The organism is Paenarthrobacter sp. 22069 (genome assembly GCF_052046035.1).
Taxonomy (GTDB): Bacteria; Actinomycetota; Actinomycetes; order Actinomycetales; family Micrococcaceae; genus Arthrobacter.
The window spans coordinates 89,113-107,411 of the sequence record NZ_JBQEQF010000014.1; the positions used below are offsets into that span (position 1 = coordinate 89,113).

17 protein-coding genes are annotated in these 18,299 nt (G+C 62.6%); 8 read left to right on the top strand and 9 right to left on the bottom strand.

What is annotated here, in order from left to right; genetic code table 11:
* Positions 1 to 28: 28 nt before the first annotated feature.
* Positions 29 to 2,599, top strand: coding sequence for an aminopeptidase N (pepN, locus tag ACTJK0_RS13110; protein ID WP_440745456.1), 2,571 nt, complete (start codon positions 29 to 31; stop codon positions 2,597 to 2,599).
* Positions 2,596 to 3,069 carry an OsmC family protein gene (locus ACTJK0_RS13115; RefSeq protein ID WP_440745457.1) on the top strand — a complete coding sequence of 158 codons (474 nt, stop codon included), beginning with the start codon at positions 2,596 to 2,598 and terminating at the stop codon, positions 3,067 to 3,069. Before pepN ends, ACTJK0_RS13115 begins: the two co-directional genes overlap by 4 nt.
* Here ACTJK0_RS13115 and ACTJK0_RS13120 read toward each other — a convergent pair.
* Positions 3,066 to 4,064 carry an NAD-dependent epimerase/dehydratase family protein gene (locus ACTJK0_RS13120; RefSeq protein ID WP_110540887.1) on the bottom strand — a complete coding sequence of 333 codons (999 nt, stop codon included), beginning with the start codon at positions 4,062 to 4,064 and terminating at the stop codon, positions 3,066 to 3,068. The two genes, ACTJK0_RS13115 and ACTJK0_RS13120, sit on opposite strands and share 4 nt — an antisense overlap.
* 66 nt (positions 4,065 to 4,130) lie before the next feature.
* Between ACTJK0_RS13120 and ACTJK0_RS13125 the strand changes: the two genes are divergently transcribed.
* Complete coding sequence (locus ACTJK0_RS13125) at positions 4,131 to 4,814, top strand: mechanosensitive ion channel domain-containing protein (protein WP_110540888.1); 684 nt, start codon at positions 4,131 to 4,133, stop codon at positions 4,812 to 4,814.
* 1 nt (position 4,815) lies between these two features.
* The gene (locus ACTJK0_RS13130; protein ID WP_110540889.1) at positions 4,816 to 5,274 is read left to right on the top strand and encodes a globin; all 459 of its coding nucleotides are present in this window, start codon (positions 4,816 to 4,818) and stop codon (positions 5,272 to 5,274) included.
* A 42-nt stretch (positions 5,275 to 5,316) separates the two neighbouring features.
* Here ACTJK0_RS13130 and ACTJK0_RS13135 read toward each other — a convergent pair whose 3' ends face one another.
* Positions 5,317 to 5,976 carry a hypothetical protein gene (locus ACTJK0_RS13135; protein WP_440745458.1) on the bottom strand — a complete coding sequence of 220 codons (660 nt, stop codon included), beginning with the start codon at positions 5,974 to 5,976 and terminating at the stop codon, positions 5,317 to 5,319.
* Positions 5,977 to 6,040: 64 nt separating this feature from the next.
* Here ACTJK0_RS13135 and ACTJK0_RS13140 point away from each other — a divergent pair, with 64 nt between their 5' ends.
* Positions 6,041 to 6,958: an acyl-CoA thioesterase gene (locus ACTJK0_RS13140; protein ID WP_440745459.1), complete on the top strand. Its 918-nt coding sequence runs from the start codon at positions 6,041 to 6,043 to the stop codon at positions 6,956 to 6,958.
* A gap of 191 nt (positions 6,959 to 7,149) precedes the next feature.
* On the opposite strand, the gene ettA is transcribed toward ACTJK0_RS13140, so the two are convergent.
* The 3 genes from ettA to ACTJK0_RS13155 form a co-directional block, all read right to left on the bottom strand.
* The gene (gene ettA, locus ACTJK0_RS13145; RefSeq protein ID WP_110540892.1) at positions 7,150 to 8,832 is read right to left on the bottom strand and encodes an energy-dependent translational throttle protein EttA; all 1,683 of its coding nucleotides are present in this window, start codon (positions 8,830 to 8,832) and stop codon (positions 7,150 to 7,152) included.
* Positions 8,833 to 8,893: 61 nt separating this feature from the next.
* On the bottom strand, positions 8,894 to 9,448 hold the full coding sequence (locus tag ACTJK0_RS13150) for a DUF6993 domain-containing protein (RefSeq protein WP_440745460.1): 555 nt from the start codon (positions 9,446 to 9,448) through the stop codon (positions 8,894 to 8,896).
* 192 nt (positions 9,449 to 9,640) lie between these two features.
* A complete protein-coding gene (locus tag ACTJK0_RS13155) occupies positions 9,641 to 10,069 on the bottom strand; it encodes a single-stranded DNA-binding protein (protein WP_440745461.1) in 429 nt (142 codons plus the stop codon).
* On the opposite strand from ACTJK0_RS13155, the gene ACTJK0_RS13160 reads away from it, so the two are divergent.
* Together ACTJK0_RS13160 and ACTJK0_RS13165 are read left to right on the top strand one after the other, a co-directional pair.
* Positions 10,062 to 11,489 carry a recombinase family protein gene (locus ACTJK0_RS13160; RefSeq protein ID WP_440745462.1) on the top strand — a complete coding sequence of 476 codons (1,428 nt, stop codon included), beginning with the start codon at positions 10,062 to 10,064 and terminating at the stop codon, positions 11,487 to 11,489. The two genes, ACTJK0_RS13155 and ACTJK0_RS13160, sit on opposite strands and share 8 nt — an antisense overlap.
* A gap of 763 nt (positions 11,490 to 12,252) precedes the next feature.
* Positions 12,253 to 13,908, top strand: a complete 1,656-nt coding sequence (locus tag ACTJK0_RS13165; RefSeq protein WP_440745463.1) for a DNA primase family protein — start codon at positions 12,253 to 12,255, stop codon at positions 13,906 to 13,908.
* Positions 13,909 to 14,206: 298 nt separating this feature from the next.
* Here ACTJK0_RS13165 and istB read toward each other — a convergent pair whose 3' ends face one another.
* Both istB and istA read right to left on the bottom strand, forming a co-directional pair.
* Complete coding sequence (gene istB / locus ACTJK0_RS13170) at positions 14,207 to 14,995, bottom strand: IS21-like element helper ATPase IstB (RefSeq protein ID WP_440745464.1); 789 nt, start codon at positions 14,993 to 14,995, stop codon at positions 14,207 to 14,209.
* Positions 14,995 to 16,212: an IS21 family transposase gene (gene istA, locus ACTJK0_RS13175; RefSeq protein ID WP_440745465.1), complete on the bottom strand. Its 1,218-nt coding sequence runs from the start codon at positions 16,210 to 16,212 to the stop codon at positions 14,995 to 14,997. Before istA ends, istB begins: the two co-directional genes overlap by 1 nt.
* A 45-nt stretch (positions 16,213 to 16,257) precedes the next feature.
* On the opposite strand from istA, the gene ACTJK0_RS13180 reads away from it, so the two are divergent.
* Entirely contained in the window at positions 16,258 to 16,452 is a 195-nt protein-coding gene (locus ACTJK0_RS13180; protein WP_440745466.1) for a hypothetical protein, read from the top strand.
* Positions 16,453 to 16,484: 32 nt separating this feature from the next.
* On the opposite strand, the gene ACTJK0_RS13185 is transcribed toward ACTJK0_RS13180, so the two are convergent.
* Positions 16,485 to 16,721 carry a hypothetical protein gene (locus ACTJK0_RS13185; RefSeq protein WP_440745467.1) on the bottom strand — a complete coding sequence of 79 codons (237 nt, stop codon included), beginning with the start codon at positions 16,719 to 16,721 and terminating at the stop codon, positions 16,485 to 16,487.
* Positions 16,722 to 17,578: 857 nt separating this feature from the next.
* Positions 17,579 to 18,130, bottom strand: coding sequence for a recombinase family protein (locus tag ACTJK0_RS13190; protein WP_440745468.1), 552 nt, complete (start codon positions 18,128 to 18,130; stop codon positions 17,579 to 17,581).
* Between the last annotated feature and the right edge of the window lie 169 nt (positions 18,131 to 18,299).

An 18,299-nucleotide genomic window follows, 5' to 3' on the forward strand; every position in this document is an offset into this window, starting at 1 on the left:
CTTCTCTGGAGGACCTCCTTTGCCAGGCATGAACCTGACGCGCGCCGAAGCCCGTGAGCGCGCCGAACTGATCACCGTCGAGTCCTACGATGTCAGCCTGGACCTGACCCGCGGCGGAGAGGTCTTTGGCAGTACCACTACCGTGAAATTCGCCGCGGCGCCCGGAGCGGCCAGCTTCATCGACGCCGTGACCCGCACCGTTCACAGCGTCACCCTCAACGGCCGCAGCCTCGACCCCGCAACCGTGGCCGACGGCGTGCGGATCCAGCTGCCGGACCTGGCGGAGCACAACGAGCTGACCGTGGTGGCAGAGATGCCCTACATGAACACCGGTGAGGGCCTGCACCGGTTCGTGGACCCGGTGGACAACGAGGTCTACCTCTACACACAGTTCGAGGTTCCCGACTCCCGCCGGATGTTCACGGTCTTCGAACAGCCGGACCTGAAGGCAACCTTCGCCTTCACCGTCACGGCACCGTCCCACTGGGATGTCATTTCCAACTCCCCCACCCCGGACCCCGTGGAGGCCGGCGCCGCGGAGGACGGGAGCGGCAGGTCGGTCTGGACGTTTGCCCCGACGCCCCGGCTGTCCTCCTACGTCACCGCACTGATCGCCGGACCGTACCAGTCGGTCCGCAGCGAGGTCACCAGCTCGGACGGCCGCGTCATTCCGCTTGGCGTCTTTGCCCGCAAGTCGCTGATGCAGTACCTGGACGCGGACAACATCTTCGAACTGACGCGGCAGGGCTTCGGATTCTTCGAGGCGCAGTTCGGATGCCCCTACCCGTTCGAGAAGTATGACCAGCTGTTCGTCCCCGAGTTCAACGCCGGGGCCATGGAGAACGCCGGGGCCGTGACCATCCTGGAGGGTTACGTCTTCCGCAGCAAGGTCACCGGCGCCCAGATCGAGCGCCGCGCCATCACCGTGCTCCACGAACTGGCGCACATGTGGTTCGGCGACCTGGTGACCATGCGCTGGTGGAACGACCTGTGGCTCAACGAATCCTTCGCGGAGTACATGTCCCACCTGGCCGCGGTGGAAGCCACCTCGTTCACCAGTGCCTGGACCACTTTCGCTTCCGTGGAGAAGTCCTGGGCCTACCGGCAGGACCAGCTGCCCACCACCCACCCCATCTTCGCCGAGATCAAAGACCTGCAGGACGTGGAGGTCAACTTCGACGGCATCACGTACGCCAAGGGCGCCTCGGTGCTCCGGCAACTGGTGGCCTGGGTTGGGCCGGAACAGTTCATGGCCGGGGTCAGGGAGTACTTCGCCAAGCATTCCTGGCACAACACCGAGCTGCGCGACCTGCTGGTGGAGCTGGAGAAGGCCAGCGGCCGCGACCTGGACGACTGGGGCCGGCAGTGGCTGGAGACCGCGGGCGTCAACACCCTGGCCCCCGAGCTGGACGTTGACGCCGACGGCAAGCTGCGCTCTTTCGCCATCCTTCAGTCGGCGGTGCCCGAGTGGCCCACCATCCGGCCGCACCGCCTCGCCGTGGGCTTCTACAACCTGGACGGCGGCAGGCTCACCCGGGTGCACCGGGAGGAGCTGGATGTCGACGGCGAACGCACCGAGGTGCCGGCACTGACCGGCCTGGACCAGCCGGACCTGATCCTCATCAACGACGACGACCTCGCCTACGCCAAGGTACGGCTCGATCCGAAGTCGCTGGCCACCGCCACCGCCCACCTGAAAGATTTCGCCGACAGCCTGCCGCGGACCCTGGTGTGGAACTCCGCGTGGGACGCTGCCCGGGACGGTGAGACCCCGGCGCGAAAGTACGTTGAGCTGATCCTGTCCAATGTGGCCGCGGAGACGGACTCCTCCGTGATCCTGGTCCAGCTCCGCCAGCTGGCCACCACCCTGAACTTCTACGTGGCCGAGGAACACCGCGAAGCCACCGCAGTGTCTGCCGTGGACCGGCTGTGGGACCTGGCATCGAAGGTTCCGGGCGGCTCGGACGCTCAGCTGCAGTTCGTCAAGTCCTTCGCGCTCCTGGCTCGCAGCGCCTCCCAGCTGGACCGGGTGGCCGGCCTGCTGGACGGTTCGGCCGTCCTTGACGGGCTCACCGTTGACCAGGACCTGCGCTGGGAACTGGTGGCGTCGCTGGTGGCCGGCGGCAGGATGGGGCAGGACGGCATCGATACCGAGCTCCAGCGGGACAACACATCCAGCGGCCAGAACGCCGCGGCCCTGGCCAAGGCGGCCATCCCCACCCCCGAGGCGAAGGCGGCGGCCTGGGAATCCATCGTGGTCAAGGGCGAGCTGTCCAACGCGCTGCAGGGATCGGCCGTGACCGGATTCATGCGGGTGCTGGACCGTTCGCTGCTGGAGCCGTACTCGGAAAAGTACTTCGCGGCCGTGCCGGGCATCGTGGCCACCAGGACCCACGCACTCGCCCAGCAGATCGTCGTCGGGCTTTATCCCGCACTGCTCACCTCGCAGGCCACCATCGACCGGACCGACGGCTTCCTTGCCTCGCTGCCGCCGGAGAGCGCGGCACTGCGGCGCATGATGCTGGAAAACCGCGACGGCGTGGCGCGCGCCCTGCGTGCCCGGGCCGCCGACGCCGCGGCGGAGGGCAGCCCCGAGTGAGCCTGAACGAACACGGGTATGCGCTGACGGTCCAGTGGACCGGCAACCGGGGTGACGGCACGTCGTCGTACCGGAGCTATTCCCGGGACCATGACGTGCTCATTCCGGGCCTGCCGCCGCTGAAGGGGTCGGCGGATCCGACCTTCCATGGCGACCGCGAACGCTACAACCCCGAGCAGCTGCTCCTGGCTGCGCTGGCACAGTGCCACATGCTGTCCTACCTGCACGTGGCGGTGAAGCACGGTGTGGTGGTGACGGATTACCGGGACGAGGCCACCGGGATGATGCGGCTCAACCGGGACGGCAGCGGGCAGTTCGAGCGGGTGGTCCTGAATCCGCATGTGACGGTGGCCGACCCCGGGCAGGCGGAGCTGGCAGCCTCCCTGCACCACGAGGCGAACCAGGTGTGCTTCATTGCCCGCAGCGTGAACTTCCCGGTGGAGCACCTGCCCGTGACGATGGTGGGCTAAGCTCCGCCTCCGTTACTGAGCAAGTCCACAAGGCGTTCCTCGGTGGCTGGCGGAAGGCCGGCCTTGCGGGGCCGGTCAATCCCGCGGGCGCGCTCATCGTCCAGCGTGTCCGCCACGGTTTCCCGCCAGGGCCGCAGCACCATTCCTGCGGCCCTGGCTGCCCGGTTGCTGCGGGCCATGAAGCCCTCGTGGCGGGGCGGAAGCCAGAGCGGCAGCGAATCCGGCCCGGACCAGTAGTTGACTCCCTGCTCCACCAGCCAGTCTTCACCGGCAATGATGGTGGCCCGGTTGCCTGCAGATGATTCGCGGCAGGCGGTGAGAAGATCGGCAAAGGGCACCTGGTCCCCGCCGGCGTTCAGCGCACCGGTGGTCCGTCGTTCGGCCGCGAGCAGGATCCAGGCGGCCAGGTCCCGCACGTCGATGACCTGTGTGGGCCGGCGGCCGATGTCCGGAGCCACCACCGGCCCGGAGGTCCTGGCGAAGCGCGCCGGCCAGTAGCCGTAGCGGTCGGTGTGGTCACCCGGGCCGCTGACCAGCCCCGCGCGGCAAATGTGCGCCCGCCCTCCGGCGGCCTCCAGGGTTGCTTCCTCGATGGCCGCCTTGGATTCGCCGTAGGTCTCCGGAGTGGACGGCGTCCCGAAGGGAAGCGCCGGAAGGAGCGCCGCATCTTCCGCCGCGTCCGGAACGGAGTGGTCAGAGTAGACCGAGCAGCTCGAGACGAAGGTCCAGTGCGCCGATCTGCCGGCCAGCTCTCCAAGGGCGTCCCGGGCAGGTCCGGGGTCACGCGCCACCTCAACGACGGCGTCCCACTCCCCCTTCACCTGGGCATACGCCGCAGCCCCGGTGGACCGGTCCGCCCTCACCCATGCCGCGCCGGACGGCGGTTCGGCCGTTGTCCCCCGGGCCAGGCATGTCACGCCATGGCCGGCGGCGACCGCCTGCCTGGCAATTTCGCGTGAAAGGAAGGCTGTGCCGCCGAGGATGAGGATGCGCATTGCTCCACGCTACGGCGCTAGGGTTGAAAGGGAACAGAGCATTATTCCGAGGAGCTATATCCATTCATGGTCAGCATGTTGTCCATCCTTCCCCCTGCCACCAGCCAGCCAAGCGGGGTGAGCATTCCCGGCATCGTCATCAGCCTTGGCATCGGGGTCGCCATCTGGCTCGTGGCCACGTTCATCATCTCCCGCATCACCAAGCGGGTGGCTTCGGGAAGCAACTTCTTCAAGAAGCCCACCTTCAAATGGGCCGCTCCGGCTTTTCGCGCGCTGGACCACGAACGGCGCGTCCAGCGCGCCGAAACAATCGGTTCGCTCCTTAACAGCATTGTGGGCGTCCTGGTGGTGGTCATCACCGGCATGTACGTGCTGCAGAACCTGGACATCAACATTGCCCCGCTGCTGACAAGCGTCGGGATCCTCGGTGTCGCCATCGGTTTCGGCGCCCAGCAGCTGATCCGCGACTTCCTGGCCGGCATCTTTATTACCATTGAAGACCAGTACGGCATCGGTGATGTGATCGAAACCAGCGAAGTGGTGGGTGTCGTGGAGTCCATGGGACTGCGCATCACCCGGGTCCGGTCCGACGACGGCGCCATCTGGTACCTGCGCAACGGGGAGATCCTGCGCGTGGGCAACCGGTCCCAGGGGCGGTACGTCCCGCTGCACGAATCGGAAGACGGCACCACCGACCAGGGCTCGGCACACGCCGACGACAAGAAGACAGACCAGAAAGCCGGAGAGTAGCATGTCGCTTCCCATCGAACCGCGCCCCGGGCAGCGGCCCCAGCTGATGCAGAACGATCCCTTCAGCAAGCCGGCGTACACGGACAGCTTCTATGACGCCGTGGGCGGCCACGAAACGTTCGTCAAGCTGATCGACGTTTTCTACGACGGCGTGGCAACGGACCCGGTCCTGCGGCCCATGTACCCGGAGGAGGACCTGGTTCCGGCGAAGCGCCGGTTCCTGATGTTCCTCGAGCAGTACTGGGGCGGGCCCACAACGTACGGCGAGGAACGGGGACATCCGCGCCTGCGCATGAGGCACATGCCCTTCAAGGTGACGCCCGAGGCGAAGGACCGCTGGCTGTTTCACATGCGCACCGCCGTGGACGCGCTTGAGCTGCCGCCGCTCTATGAAGGCACCTTGTGGGAATACATGGAGCGTGCGGCGCTGTCCATGGTGAACAGCCCCTCCGGAGCCTGAGGCCCGCCAGGGCCACACAGGCTTCCGCCGGGAAGGCGGCTGTTACAGCAGTGCGCTGCCTGTCCGCGCCAGGACGTGTCCGCGGGGGCCAGTAAGCCGGAACCAGCGGCCGGCACGGTAAAGCTTCTGGTCGCCGTCGCCCAGGAAGCCCAGCGCGAAGGCGGCGAAGGCAGCACCGGCGGGCAGGCCGGCGTCGTCCAGTGCCCGCCCCCACACCGCCGCCCGGGCGTTGTTCACGATCAGGGCCCCCGGCTTGTCCGGCACGATGCCGGCCACTTCGGCGATCCCCGCTTCCGCCGCTGCCTTCAGGCTGGCGTCGCTGACGGCGCCCAGCAGTTCCCAGCCGCCCCGGGGCGCTCCCACCCCGGTCCAGGACTCGGTGACCCTGGTGGGCGGGACCGGCAGTTCGACGTCGTGTTCCCCCGACCGCGCCAGGCGGTCCAGGACGGCGGACAACGACACCGTGACGTCCGTGCCGGACGGTTCCGCCAGGGCCATGGTGCGAAGCCCCAGGATGGTGGGCGTCGCTTCCCCAAGGACCCGTGGCCGCAGGACACACACATAGGCGGCCAGGACCGGCCCCGCGGCCTGCAGGCGGATGGCGCCGTCGTCGATGGCTTTTGCGCGGGTGGCGAACGTCTTCAGGTCGGCCAGATCCCGGGGATCGGCGAAGCGGAAGGACGAGGTGAGAAGATCAGACACACCTAAAACACTACCGGCTGCGCCGCGGTTGAGTGGTTCCCCGGGCGCCGTCTAGAGTCGGACCATGACTGAAGCCGAAGCCGGATTGCTGGCGCCGCCAAGCGGAGACCCCACCTCATCGCTGATCGAACTGCTGGACCTTGGCGAACTTGAGGGCGCGCGGACGGACGAGGACATCTTCCTGGGTCCCTCGCAGCAGCAGCCGCACCACCGCGTGTTTGGCGGCCAGGTGCTGGCCCAGTCGCTGGTCGCGTCCATCCGCACCGTTGATCCGGAACGGTTCGTCCACTCCATGCATGGATACTTCCTGCGGCCCGGCGATGCCAACAAGCCCATCACCTTTGGAGTGCAGCGGCTCCGTGATGGCCGGTCATTCTCCGCCAGGCGGGTGCACGCGTACCAGGACGGGGTGCCCATCCTGTCCATGATTGCCTCGTTCCAGGGCGGGGACGAAGGAATCGAGCACTCGGCGGCGATGCCGGCCGGTATTCCGGATCCTGAATCGCTGCCCAGCACCGCTGACCTGCTCGGCAAATTCGACCACCCGGTGGCCCGGCACTGGGCCTACGAGCGCCCCTTCGACATCCGGCATGTCGACCCGCCGCTCTACGTGTCGGCAACCGGGCCACGGGAAGCCCGCAACGCCGTGTGGATGAAGACATTCGGACCAATGCCGGAGAACCCCAACCTGCACCGCGCCGCCCTGGCCTACGCCAGCGACTACACCCTCCTCGAACCGATCCTCCGGCGGCATGGCCTGAGCTGGATCACCCCTGGCATGAATGTTGCCAGCCTTGACCACGCCATGTGGTGGCACCGTCCGGCCCGGGTGGACGAATGGCTGCTCTACGTCCAGGAATCCCCCAGTGCTCAGGGAGCACGCGGCCTGGCTACCGGCAGGATCTTCAGCCGGGACGGGCAGCATGTGGCGTCGGTGGCCCAGGAAGGCATGGTGCGGATCCCCACCGCCCCGGACCACTGAGAGGCGCCGCAGGAGCCCTTTGGGCTGCCGGCCACCCACCGCGGCAGCGGTCCCGACCGCACTGCTGAGACAGCTTCAGAGGACGGCGCCAGCGATTTCACTTCCCACAAAAAGAGGCCGGCACCGTGCGTGACGTCATCACGCGCGGTGCCGGCCTTCCTTTGCCTGCTTGGATACGAAGCGGCCCGCCGCTAGTCGCGGGTCAGGCGGCGGTGGGTGACCCGGTGCGGCTTGGCGGCATCGGGGCCGAGGCGGTCCACCTTGTTTTCCTCGTAGGATTCGAAGTTGCCCTCGAACCAGTACCACTTGGAGGGGTTCTCGTCGTCGCCTTCATAGGCCAGGATGTGGGTGGCAACGCGGTCCAGGAACCACCGGTCGTGCGACACCACCACGGCGCAGCCGGGGAACTCGAGCAGCGCGTTTTCCAGGCTGCTGAGGGTTTCGACGTCGAGGTCGTTCGTGGGCTCGTCGAGGAGCAGCAGGTTTCCGCCCTGCTTCAGCGTCAGTGCCAGGTTGAGGCGGTTGCGCTCACCACCGGAGAGCACGCCGGCTTTCTTCTGCTGGTCCGGGCCCTTGAAACCGAAGGCGGCAACATAGGCGCGGGACGGCATTTCGACGTTGCCGACCTGGATGAAGTCGAGTCCGTCGGACACAACCTCCCACAGGGTCTTGTTGGGGTCGATGCCACCGCGGCTCTGGTCGGCGTAGGAGATTTTGACCGAGTCACCGATCTTCAGTTCACCGCCGTCGAGCGGCTCCAGGCCCACAATGGTCTTGAACAGGGTGGACTTGCCCACGCCGTTGGGACCGATGACGCCCACAATTCCGTTGCGGGGAAGGGTGAAGGACAGTCCGTCGATCAGGACGCGGTCATCGAAGCCCTTCTGGAGGTTCTTGGCCTCCAGGACCAGGCCACCCAGGCGGGGTCCCGGCGGGATCTGGATTTCCTCGAAGTCAAGCTTGCGGGTCCGGTCTGCTTCCGCAGCCATTTCCTCGTAGCGGGCCAGGCGGGCCTTCGACTTGGTCTGGCGGCCTTTGGCATTGGAGCGGACCCAGTCGAGTTCCTCGGCGAGGCGTTTGGCCTGCTTGGCGTCCTTCTTGCCCTGGATCTCAAGGCGGGCACGCTTCTTCTCCAAGTAGGTGGAGTAGTTGCCTTCGTAGGGATACAGGTGGCCGCGGTCCACCTCGGCGATCCATTCCGCCACGTGGTCCAGGAAGTACCGGTCGTGGGTGACGGCCAGCACAGCGCCGGGGTAGCTGGAGAGGTGCTGTTCCAGCCACAGCACGCTTTCAGCGTCCAGGTGGTTGGTGGGCTCATCGAGGAGCAGCAGATCAGGCTTCTGCAGGAGGAGCTTGCACAGTGCAACGCGGCGGCGTTCACCACCGGAAAGGTTGGTGACATCGGCGTCAGCCGGCGGGCAGCGGAGGGCGTCCATGGCCTGTTCGAGCTGGGAATCGAGGTCCCAGGCATCGGCGGCGTCGATGGCTTCCTGGAGCTTGCCCATTTCTTCGAGGAGGGTGTCGTAGTCGGCGTCCGGGCTGGCCATTTCCTCGGAGATCTCGTTGAAGCGCTGGATCTTGCCGTAGATCTCGCCAACGCCTTCCTGGACGTTGCCCAGGACCGTCTTTTCCTCATTGAGGGGCGGCTCCTGAAGCAGGATGCCCACGCTGTAGCCGGGGCTCAGCCTGGCTTCACCGTTTGAGGGGGTATCGAGCCCGGCCATGATCTTGAGGATGGTGGACTTACCGGCACCGTTCGGGCCCACAACACCAATCTTGGCGCCCGGGAAGAAAGACATGCTTACGTCATCAAGAATGAGTTTTTCGCCAACGGCCTTGCGGGCCTTGGTCATTGTGTAGATAAATTCCGCCATGGTCTCAAATCTAGTGGGTTGGCGGGCAGATCTCACATTTGCGGCGGGAAGGCCAGCGGGTTCAGGATCCTACGAAGCACTTGCCGCTGGCCAGAACCGGGAGGACCGTGACGGTAACCGCGCCTTCGCGCACCTGCCCGATCACGCAGTCCCTGCCCTGCAGTACGGCAGCTTCGATAGCGTCAGCCTCCAGCCCTGTGGGCGTGCGGCTTTGCGAGACCTGCAGGGCCCCCGGGGCGATGCCCGCTCCGGTCAGCGCGTCGCTGACCTGCGCGGTGGCCGGCTTCGGAGTTCCTGCGGCCAGAGTGGACAGCGTATCTGTAACCGTCCGTTTCACTGTTTCGGTGGCGGTCGCCGCCGACGAACCGGCCGACGTTGCGGCCACCGGTTCTCCTGTTGAGCCGTTGGCGTGCGGGGATGCACCGGATGCCGAGGCGGCCTGCTCCTTTGTGGCGGCAGGCGCTGCCGGCGACGCTGTGGGTGAGTTCGGGTTCCCGGCTCCCGGTTCGTTCGCGGACGGGCCGGCAACGCAGCCTGCGAGGACAACAGCCAGGACACCGCATGCCAGCACTGCGCCTGCAGCACTGCCCTGCCGGCGGTTGGGGGTGGGAAGCATGGTGCCATTGTGCCATGCCTGCCGTGACTGCCCGTCGCAGGACGGGCGGGACGCGGCGGTCCCCGGATGAATGAATTCGGTCGCCGGATGAATGAGGTTCCGGGATGAGCGGGCGGACGGAGGGCGGCCGGGGGGGTGCCGCCGCTCCCTCCGCCCGGGACCGGTGGGAACGCTGATACGTGATGGGCTGGCCTAGACTTCGGCGAGCTCCCCCGTATCCAGGTCAAGGGATGCCAGGGCGCCGTCATTGTCCTGGATAACCAGGGCCGGCCGGCCCTGGTCTTCGGGGAGGTCGTCCCTGCGGTCGTCCGGTTCGTCCAGGACGTCGTCCATGCCCGGGTCGTCATCACCTGCCGGTGGATGTTCGACGAGGGACAGCGCCGGCCTGGCAGCAGTGCGGATGAAGTTGGCGGATCCGAAGGTCAGGTCGTGGCCCACGGCCTCGGCGTCCACGATGGTGGAGTGGTGCATGCGTCCGTCCTTTTCCCAGGTGCGGACCTTCAACTTTCCGATCACAATGACCGGCTGGCCCTTCCTGATGCTGCAGCCCAGGGTTCCGGCGAGATTACGGTAGCCCTGGACGGTGTACCAGTTGGCGGTACCATAACCTGCTATGACCACTTCCGCGGTTTACCTCCGCATCTCCAAGGACAAGGCTCTCGGTACCGATGATGAAGGCCACGCGGTGGAACGACAGCGCAAGGGCATTCACAAGATGCTCAAAGCCAAGGGCTGGGAGATCGGGCCTGAATACCTTGAAAATGACACGTCGGCATCGGGTAAAGTTCCGCGTCCTGAATACCAACGGATGCTTGACGACTACGCAGCCGGCGACTTTGACGCTATCTCCGCTTGGAAGCTCGACCGGCTGTGGCGCGTTCCCAAAGAACTTGAACACATCATTGCGCTCGTAGAGCAGACCGCTCTCATGGTGGCAACCGTTGACGGCGACTTGGACCTGACGACCTCGCAGGGCAGGACCATGGCACGTGTGCTGACGGCGTTTGCTCAGGATGAATTGGACAAGCGCTCGGACCGGCAAAAGGCCCGCTTTGCACAGGACAGGGAAGCCGGTAAGGACCACTGGCGCGGGCGCAGGCCCTTTGGTCTGACACTAGAAGGCAAGGAAGTTTCGGAAGAGGCAGACGCCATCCGCGCTGTTGCTGAGTCCGTCCTTGACGGTGGGACCATCTCAGCCGGTGCCGACTACCTGAACAAGCGCGGCATCAAGACCACCTTTGGCGGCGAGTGGGGGCGGCAACCCCTCAGGCGCACCCTATTGCATCCGCGCCTAGCTGGCCTCCGGGAACACAACGGAGAACTGATTGAGGGCAAATGGGACGCCGTCCTGGAGCGCGACACGTGGGAGGCCATAGTTGCCAAGCTCAACACTCCGGGCAGGCCCAAGCCAAAGAAGACCGACCGCGAGTACCTCTTAAGCGGCCTCATCACATGCGCCCAATGCGGAGGCAAGGCATACGGCATCCCCACAAGGAAAAAACTCAGCAGCGGAGTAATCAAGCTCGCGTACGTGTACAGGTGCGCCAACACACATGTCTCTAAGTCGCTGGTTCCGACTGATAATCTCGTAATCCTCAAGACGCTTGAAGCGCTCCTGTCCACTGACTATGAGGAAGTGGAAGCTGACAAGGACGCTCTCAAGGCCCTTAGGGAGGCTAGGGCGCATGAGCTTAAGGATTGGTCCGACTGGCAGCAAGAGGCCGCTGACGAGGGCCTCAGGCCTTCAGAAATACGACCGGCACGAGAGCGCCACGAGGCGCGGCTACGCGACATTGAACACCGGATAGCCGAGCTCGAGAAAGTTTCGTTGGTCCGCATGCCAACCCTTGAAGAACTGGCCGAGTCCACAGCGGACGACAATGGGCAGATTGCATTGGTTTTTGATTGGGACGCGCTGAGCCTTGAGAAGCGCAGGCGGTTGATAACGACCGTATGGGAGTCCATCACCATCTACGGTCAGAAGAAGGGCGCACGGTGGGACGACAGCACCGTTAAGTTCGTTGGCCGTAAGGTGTCCTGATGGAGGATGTTTCCCAAGACGCTCCATGAGGGGCCCCGCGACTTCCGTTGCGGGGCCTTTTTGGTGGCGCGCGTGGAGTTTGGTTGGTCAGCGTGGACTTGATGTAGAAGACCAATTTGGATAAACGGTCGATAAATGCTAGGATAGAAGCTGATTCAAAGACCTCGAAATCCCCGTGATTTCGGGGTTTTTGTGCGTCTAGGGGCTTTTTCATAGTCTATGGAAGTTTACAACTAAATCGCATGCCGGGCATATTATGAATGCATCGCTATGCGCATTGCAGATTTTTCTAGTTTATAATTGATAAAGAACGGAACAACAACAGAAGGAATGTGCTATGAGCAGACGAGCGGGCCGTGAGCGAAGCAAATTGGAGCTACTTCGCCAGTCCAGAACGGCAACGATCCGATCCCTTGACCGCATCACGAGGACACACGTGGAAGAAATGATGGCACGACAACACAAGATTGCCCGAATTACCGAAGAAATTGCCCAACTAGAGAAAGCAGAAAACCAGGAATAGAGCCTCCCAACAAGAAGAAGTCGCCCTTACCGTTCCCAGCGACGTGGGTTGTGAGTGGAACCCCTAAACCAGCGACTACACAAGGAACAGAAAAGCCCCAGCGCTAGCACGCCAGGGCTGTTCCGAAAGGTTACCTACAGCAAATATTTTATCATGCTGTAGCACCAAGCTAAACATAAACAGCAAAAGCAAACATGAATCGAGATCACTTGAACTCACAATCACAAAGGAATTACCTACATGAGCACTATCCAACAAAACATTGAACTTGCCATCGAAAGATGGCGCTCGGAATCAGTGAGCCAGCACACCCTCAGTGATAGCTCCGCCTACTTCAGGCTGGCCGAGAGCCTCCCACTGACCGACCTTGACGCGGCCACCACCCTTGCTGAGATTTTCCAACACGAGCTGACGTTCATCCCCACATCGAGAAACAGCGGGGACTGGTTCATCTGGAATGGCATCATCCACGCCAAGGATGAGAAGAACCTTGTGGACGACTACTTGGCAACCGAGTTTGCAAACGCACTCAAGAAAACTGCCGACTACGCGACCAAGTACCTTGCGGACTCAACAATGAGCGACGAGGACAAGGCCGCTGGCCGCAAAGGTATGGCCGATTTGTACAAATACGCTAGGTCCATCCGATCAGCCGGTGGACTCAACAGCCTGAAGACGCGGATCCGGTACGAGTTTCAGCAGGCTCCAGACTTCTTTGACCATGACCAACGTTGGGCCGTCATGTCCGATGGCCGCGTGATTGACCTTGAGAACGTTGACGAAGAACCGCTAGCGCCATGCCCCGAGCGTCCCGTATCCCGACACCTAGGCGTCAGCCAGTCCGGACAGTGGCCGGCCCCGGCTTCCCTGCCTACTCGTTGGGCCCAGGCCCTCAGTGACTGGACCCCCGACAAGGAGGTTCAGGACTACCTCAGGATTGCTGCCGGCGCCGCTCTCCTGGGGCACGGAGACGCAAAGAACATCGTCACGTTGGTAGGGCTCTCCCACACAGGCAAAAGCACCTACATCAACGTACTCCGTGAAGTGTTCGGAACCTATGCCGGCGAGCTTCCGCCAACCGCGATTGTCCAGAAGTACGGTGGCGCTACTAACTTTGAGCAGCACAAGGCCCGTGGCAAGCGTTTCCTGTACCTCTCAGAGCCTCAGAAGCAGCGCACCGACGATGCCTTCCTCAAAGCCCTATCCGGAGGTGGCGACACCATCACAACCTCCAAGAAGGGTCAGGACGGCGTTGAATGGCAGGCGCAGTGCGTCCTTCACATTGCCGCCAATCACATTCCAGAGTTTGACACCTCGGATGACGCCATCGTTGGACGCATGAACATCGTTGGCTTTGACCACGTTTTCAGTCCCGAGTCGATGCAGCGCAACAAGAACCTCGTGCAGGAGCTGATTGAGCATGAAGGTTCCGGCATCATGTTCTGGATTCTGGATGGAGCCAGGGAGTACCTGAAGCTTGGACACATCCCGGTTCCAACGTCGATCCGCAAACGCAGCCAAGAGAACGTTGTGGAGTCGTCCGCTGCCCTCATGTGGTTGAAGGAGATGGTTGATTCCGGGGAACTGGTCATCGATCCCGACGCCTACATGAAGGACATGATCACTCCGAAGGACGGATACGCTATGTTCTCCCGTTGGTGCTTCGACAACGGCGAGCAGCTGCCGACTCAGAAGAAGTGGCTCAAGGACATTGAGGCGTTCAACCACATGCCAGCCGAACGCAAGGGCAAGCGTTCCGATGGGCATGCGCGTGTATGGGGAGTCCGCCAAAGTGCACACAGGGAGTCCCGAAAACTGCACCTTGTACAGGACGGTGGATCAACTGACTTCCGAGACCTGTTGACGCAGCTAGAAACTGTACCCACAGTGCAGTGATGTGCAAGGCGCGTGACTAGCGCAAACCCTTAGAAATAAAGGCTGAAGAGCCTCCAAGTGCCTAAGTGCAATTCGGCTTCATTTATGAACAGGAATTTTTCAATACTTCTAGTCCCTGCTCCTGCAGTTACCCAGACAGTAGAAAAATTGTTTTTGCACTTAGGCACTAGCACCAAGACGCACTGACGTTGCCGCATGACGCCCCTCACAACAACTATCGCCGAGGAGCGAAGCATGTCAGCGCTGGTCGAAAAGTGAGCCATTTCGCGGGCTGAAAACTGAGCCACTTTGACGTTGGTTATTCTGCCGTATTTTCCGGTCTTGTCGAGGGCAGCGAGTCGACCTGAGTGTGTTTGAGCCGGTAGCTGGAGCCCTTGAGGGTGATGACTTCGGCGTGGTGGACGATGCGGTCGATCATGGCTGACGCGACGACCTGGTCGCCGAAGACGTCGCCCCAGCGGGCGAAGGGCAGATTTGAGGTCAGGATCAGCGAGGCGTGTTCGTAGCGCGATGAGACCAGTTGGAAGAACAGGTTCGCGGCGTCCTGCTCGAACGGGATGTAGCCGACTTCGTCGACGATGATCAGTCCGTAGCGGCGTAGCCTGACCAGTTCTTGGGGCAGCCGGCCGTTCTGGTGGGCTGCCTGGAGCCGGGCGACCCAGTCGATGGCGGTGGCGAACAGGACGCGGTGACCGAGCTGGGTGGCTCGTAAGCCCAGCCCGGTGGCGAGGTGTGTTTTGCCGGTGCCGGGCGGTCCGAGCAGGACGATGTTGGACGCTTCGGTGAGGAACGCGCCGGTGGCCAGGTGCGCGATGGTGTCGCGTTTGAGGCCGGGTTGGTGATCGAAGTTGAAGTCCTCGAGTGATTTCCGGGCCGGGAAACCAGCTGCCCGGGCCCTGAGCTCGGCGCCGGAGGCTTCTCTGGCTGCGACTTCCCGGGACAGGACAGCGGCGAGGTATTCCTCATGGCTCCAGCCTCCTTCACGGGCCTGGTCCGCGAGCCGGGTTGCTGCTTCCCGGATCCGGGGTGCCTTCATCGCCCGGGAGTAGTACTCGATCTGGCCAGTCGTTTCTTTGACGTTGGCCATCAGGCGACCTGCCCGTCATCGAGGACCACACCGAAGGCGCGGTCGTAGTCCGCCAGGTCCCGCAGCCCGGTTGTTTCGCCCGCGGGCGGTGGGGTTTGGAAGGCCTTCCGCAATGCCCTTGCCGCCTCGACGTGGGCCGGGTCGGTGATGGTCAGTCCGGAGCCCCACGACCGAGGGTGGGTGCCGACGGATCTGCCGTCCAGGCTGATCATGACGGTCGTCAGGTCCGCGGTGACGTCGACGAACCGGCCGATGGCCTGCGGGTGAACGGAGTAATCATTTGATCCCATCCTGACGTAGTAGTCCCTCGGCAGGCGGACCCGCGCGACGAATCCCGTCACCGGTGGAACCGGCGGCAGCGCCAGCATGGCTGCTTTGTCCGCTGCGAGCAGCTCCGTGGGCCGGGCGCCGATCCGCCTGACCATCCGGGCGTTAGCCTTCGGCAGCCACTGCCCGAGCTGATTATTGAAGTCTTCCGGCGAGGTGAAGATTCGGCCCGGCAGGAAGGACGTCTCCAGGAACTGGTTGGCCCGTTCGACCACGCCCTTGGTTTCCGGGTCGTAGGGTTTGACCTGCACGACCCGGGTGGCCAGGACACCGGCGAACGCGGAAACGCCGGCAGCGTAACTGTTCCGGCGGCCGATGCCGGTTTCGTTGTCCCAGATCAGCCGCCGCGGAACAGCCCCCAATCCACCGAGCAGTTCCCACATTCCGGCCAGCAGGTCCCCGGTCATCCGGGACGGGATCATCCGGGCCATGATGAACCTCGAATGGGAGGAGACCATCACCAGTACCGGCAGCACCCTGGCTTTGCCGGCGCCAACGGGTATTCGGACCTCAGGGAACCACAGGTCGCACTGCGCCTGGTCCCCGGGCTCGTAGCTAACCCGGTCTGCAGGATCAGCTGGGGCATATTCCGGCCGGATCCTGGCCACGTTCTCCCGGAACCAGGCTGCCGATCCGGACCAGCCCACCCGCTCAGCCAATACTGTCGCCGGCATCCGCGGGTTCTCCAGCAGCAGCGCACGAATTGCCGGTTCCACAGCTTTGATCCCGGAGTTCCGCGGCGCACGGACGTACGCCGGCGGACCGTCAGCACTGACAGCTTTCGCGACGGTATTCCTGGAGATCCCCAACCGTGCCGCTATCGACCTCATCGACTCACCCTCGGCAAGATGCAACCGCCGAATAAGCGCCCAATCCTCCACTGTGATCACCCACCCAATCGTTTGGAACGGGTGGCTCAGTTTTCAACCGTCACAATGGCTCAGTTTTCGACCGTCACCGACAAAGCAATGGAACCTAACGAATACACAGAAACCTTTGAGCGTCTATCGATAATCGTTGGCAGGACGATTGCCCGCCAGATCGTGGACGAGATGGACGATGAACGAACAGCAGCCAAAGCGCAAGAAGAACGCATCCGCAGCATCGTTCGACACGAGCTAGGACTGTAATGGACACAGGGAGAAAAGGACGTGTGAGAAGCTCACAAATGCCCCTTTAAGGCGCTACCAGGCTGTGCGGGTAGTTCAGGACCGCCGAACCACTGAGGTCTGCACAGCGCCTTGCAGGGCGGCAAAGACTGCCGCCAACCGAGGTGCTCATCGACGAGCTGTCCCAAGAGTTCCTCAAAAAAAGCGCCGTTCTCTGCCTGATCACCGATGAACAGCGCCCGGTAGTCCGAGTCGCTGGCCGGTGTTATCTTCTGGCGATCGCCCTGCATGATCTGCTCGGTAGTCCCTTGCTTTTGCCTATCTAAGAGCGCCCTATCTAAGAAGGCGATACTTACAGTTCACCGGTTCCATGGCGGAAGGTTCTATGAGTTACATACCAAGACCACAGGTTCACAATTAAACGGTATATTAGGAATTTTTGTCGTGAATTCGACGAATGCCCTAGTGCTGGTCTCTGGCCAGCTACCCCTAAAGTTTCCATTGACGCTCCGCATGCATACACGAGAAGCTGCCGAAAGACTGGCCGAGGCGACTTACAAAAATTCCGTAGGGTACGCCTCACCCTGCGGTCGGTTTAGGTAAAAGGTATCCATCTCATTGTGGCGATTCACTCCACAGACCTGGCAAACCAAAGAGGTGTCCTCAGAACAATCTCTTACGTTCAGACCTATGCCAAGTAATCCACCAGCGTGAACATGGCAAAGGGCAGTCTCCGGTATGGCTTTGGACTGGTCCGTCACAACTGCAAACATCTTCAAAATGGGCCTCGCGAAGGGTCGGTGGAGCAAACGCAACACCCCGGTAATCGCCGTGGGATGTGAAGGTCAGCCTACTCTCATGACCGACAAGCGCCCTCTTGCCTGTCTTACAAAAAGTTCTTGTAAATTCCACGGCGTTACGAGTAGCCACCGAAGAAGTTCTGTGAGCTTCGTGGCCAAGCGGTTACACAAGACGCTTACAAGTGCCTTTCGCACCGCCCATGGTTCACACATTTGGCTAGCACTAAATCCAGACGAGCACGGGTAGGGGTGCGTTGAGCCCCAGGAAGCCCCCAAAAATGAAACTTAAGGGGCTCCGGACGATCATCGACAAGACACTATGAGCCAGCGAAGAGACACTTCCTCCCCTAACTTGCCAGGTAGCGGTAAACGGTCGCGCGTGAAACGCCCAGCATTTTGCCGATTTCAGCCGCGCTGAGTCCCTTTGCCTTGAGGCTAGCGGCGCGAACCGCGGCTGCATCGTCCACTTTCCGTGGGCGGCCCCCGTGTCGATTGTTCAGAGCGGCGACGGCAAGCCCAGCCCGCGTGCGTTCCACAATTGTGTCTCGCTCTAACTGAGCAAAGGCCGCCATGATTGTCAGCATGGCCGTTCCCATAGGGCCATTCGTATCAAGACCCTCAGTCAATGACCGGAATCCGACACCCCGTTTTCGCAGTTCCTCAACAACCTCGAGGACATGCCTGGTATTGCGCCCGAGCCTATCCAACTTCCACACGGTCAATACGTCGCCGCTCTCCAGTCGGTCGAGGACACGGGTCAGCTCCGGACGTTCGATAGCACTGCCGCTCACGCCCTGATCAGCGTAGGTACGAACAGCTCCAGCCTCCTTCAGAGCAGAGAGCTGCAAATCAAGATTCTGCTCAACCGTTGATACTCTCGCGTATCCAATTACTGCCATGGGTCTGCCTCTGCCTCAGAATGCCGTATCAAAACGTGTTATGAGACTACATGTTTTGAGACGGCATTTCAAGATTTGGAAAATGGTGACAGTAAAGGGCAGGCAGAGAGGGTCCCTCGCTTCGGTTGCAACTCTCAAAAAACGATCCTTTTTGAGACTTCCCAACCCG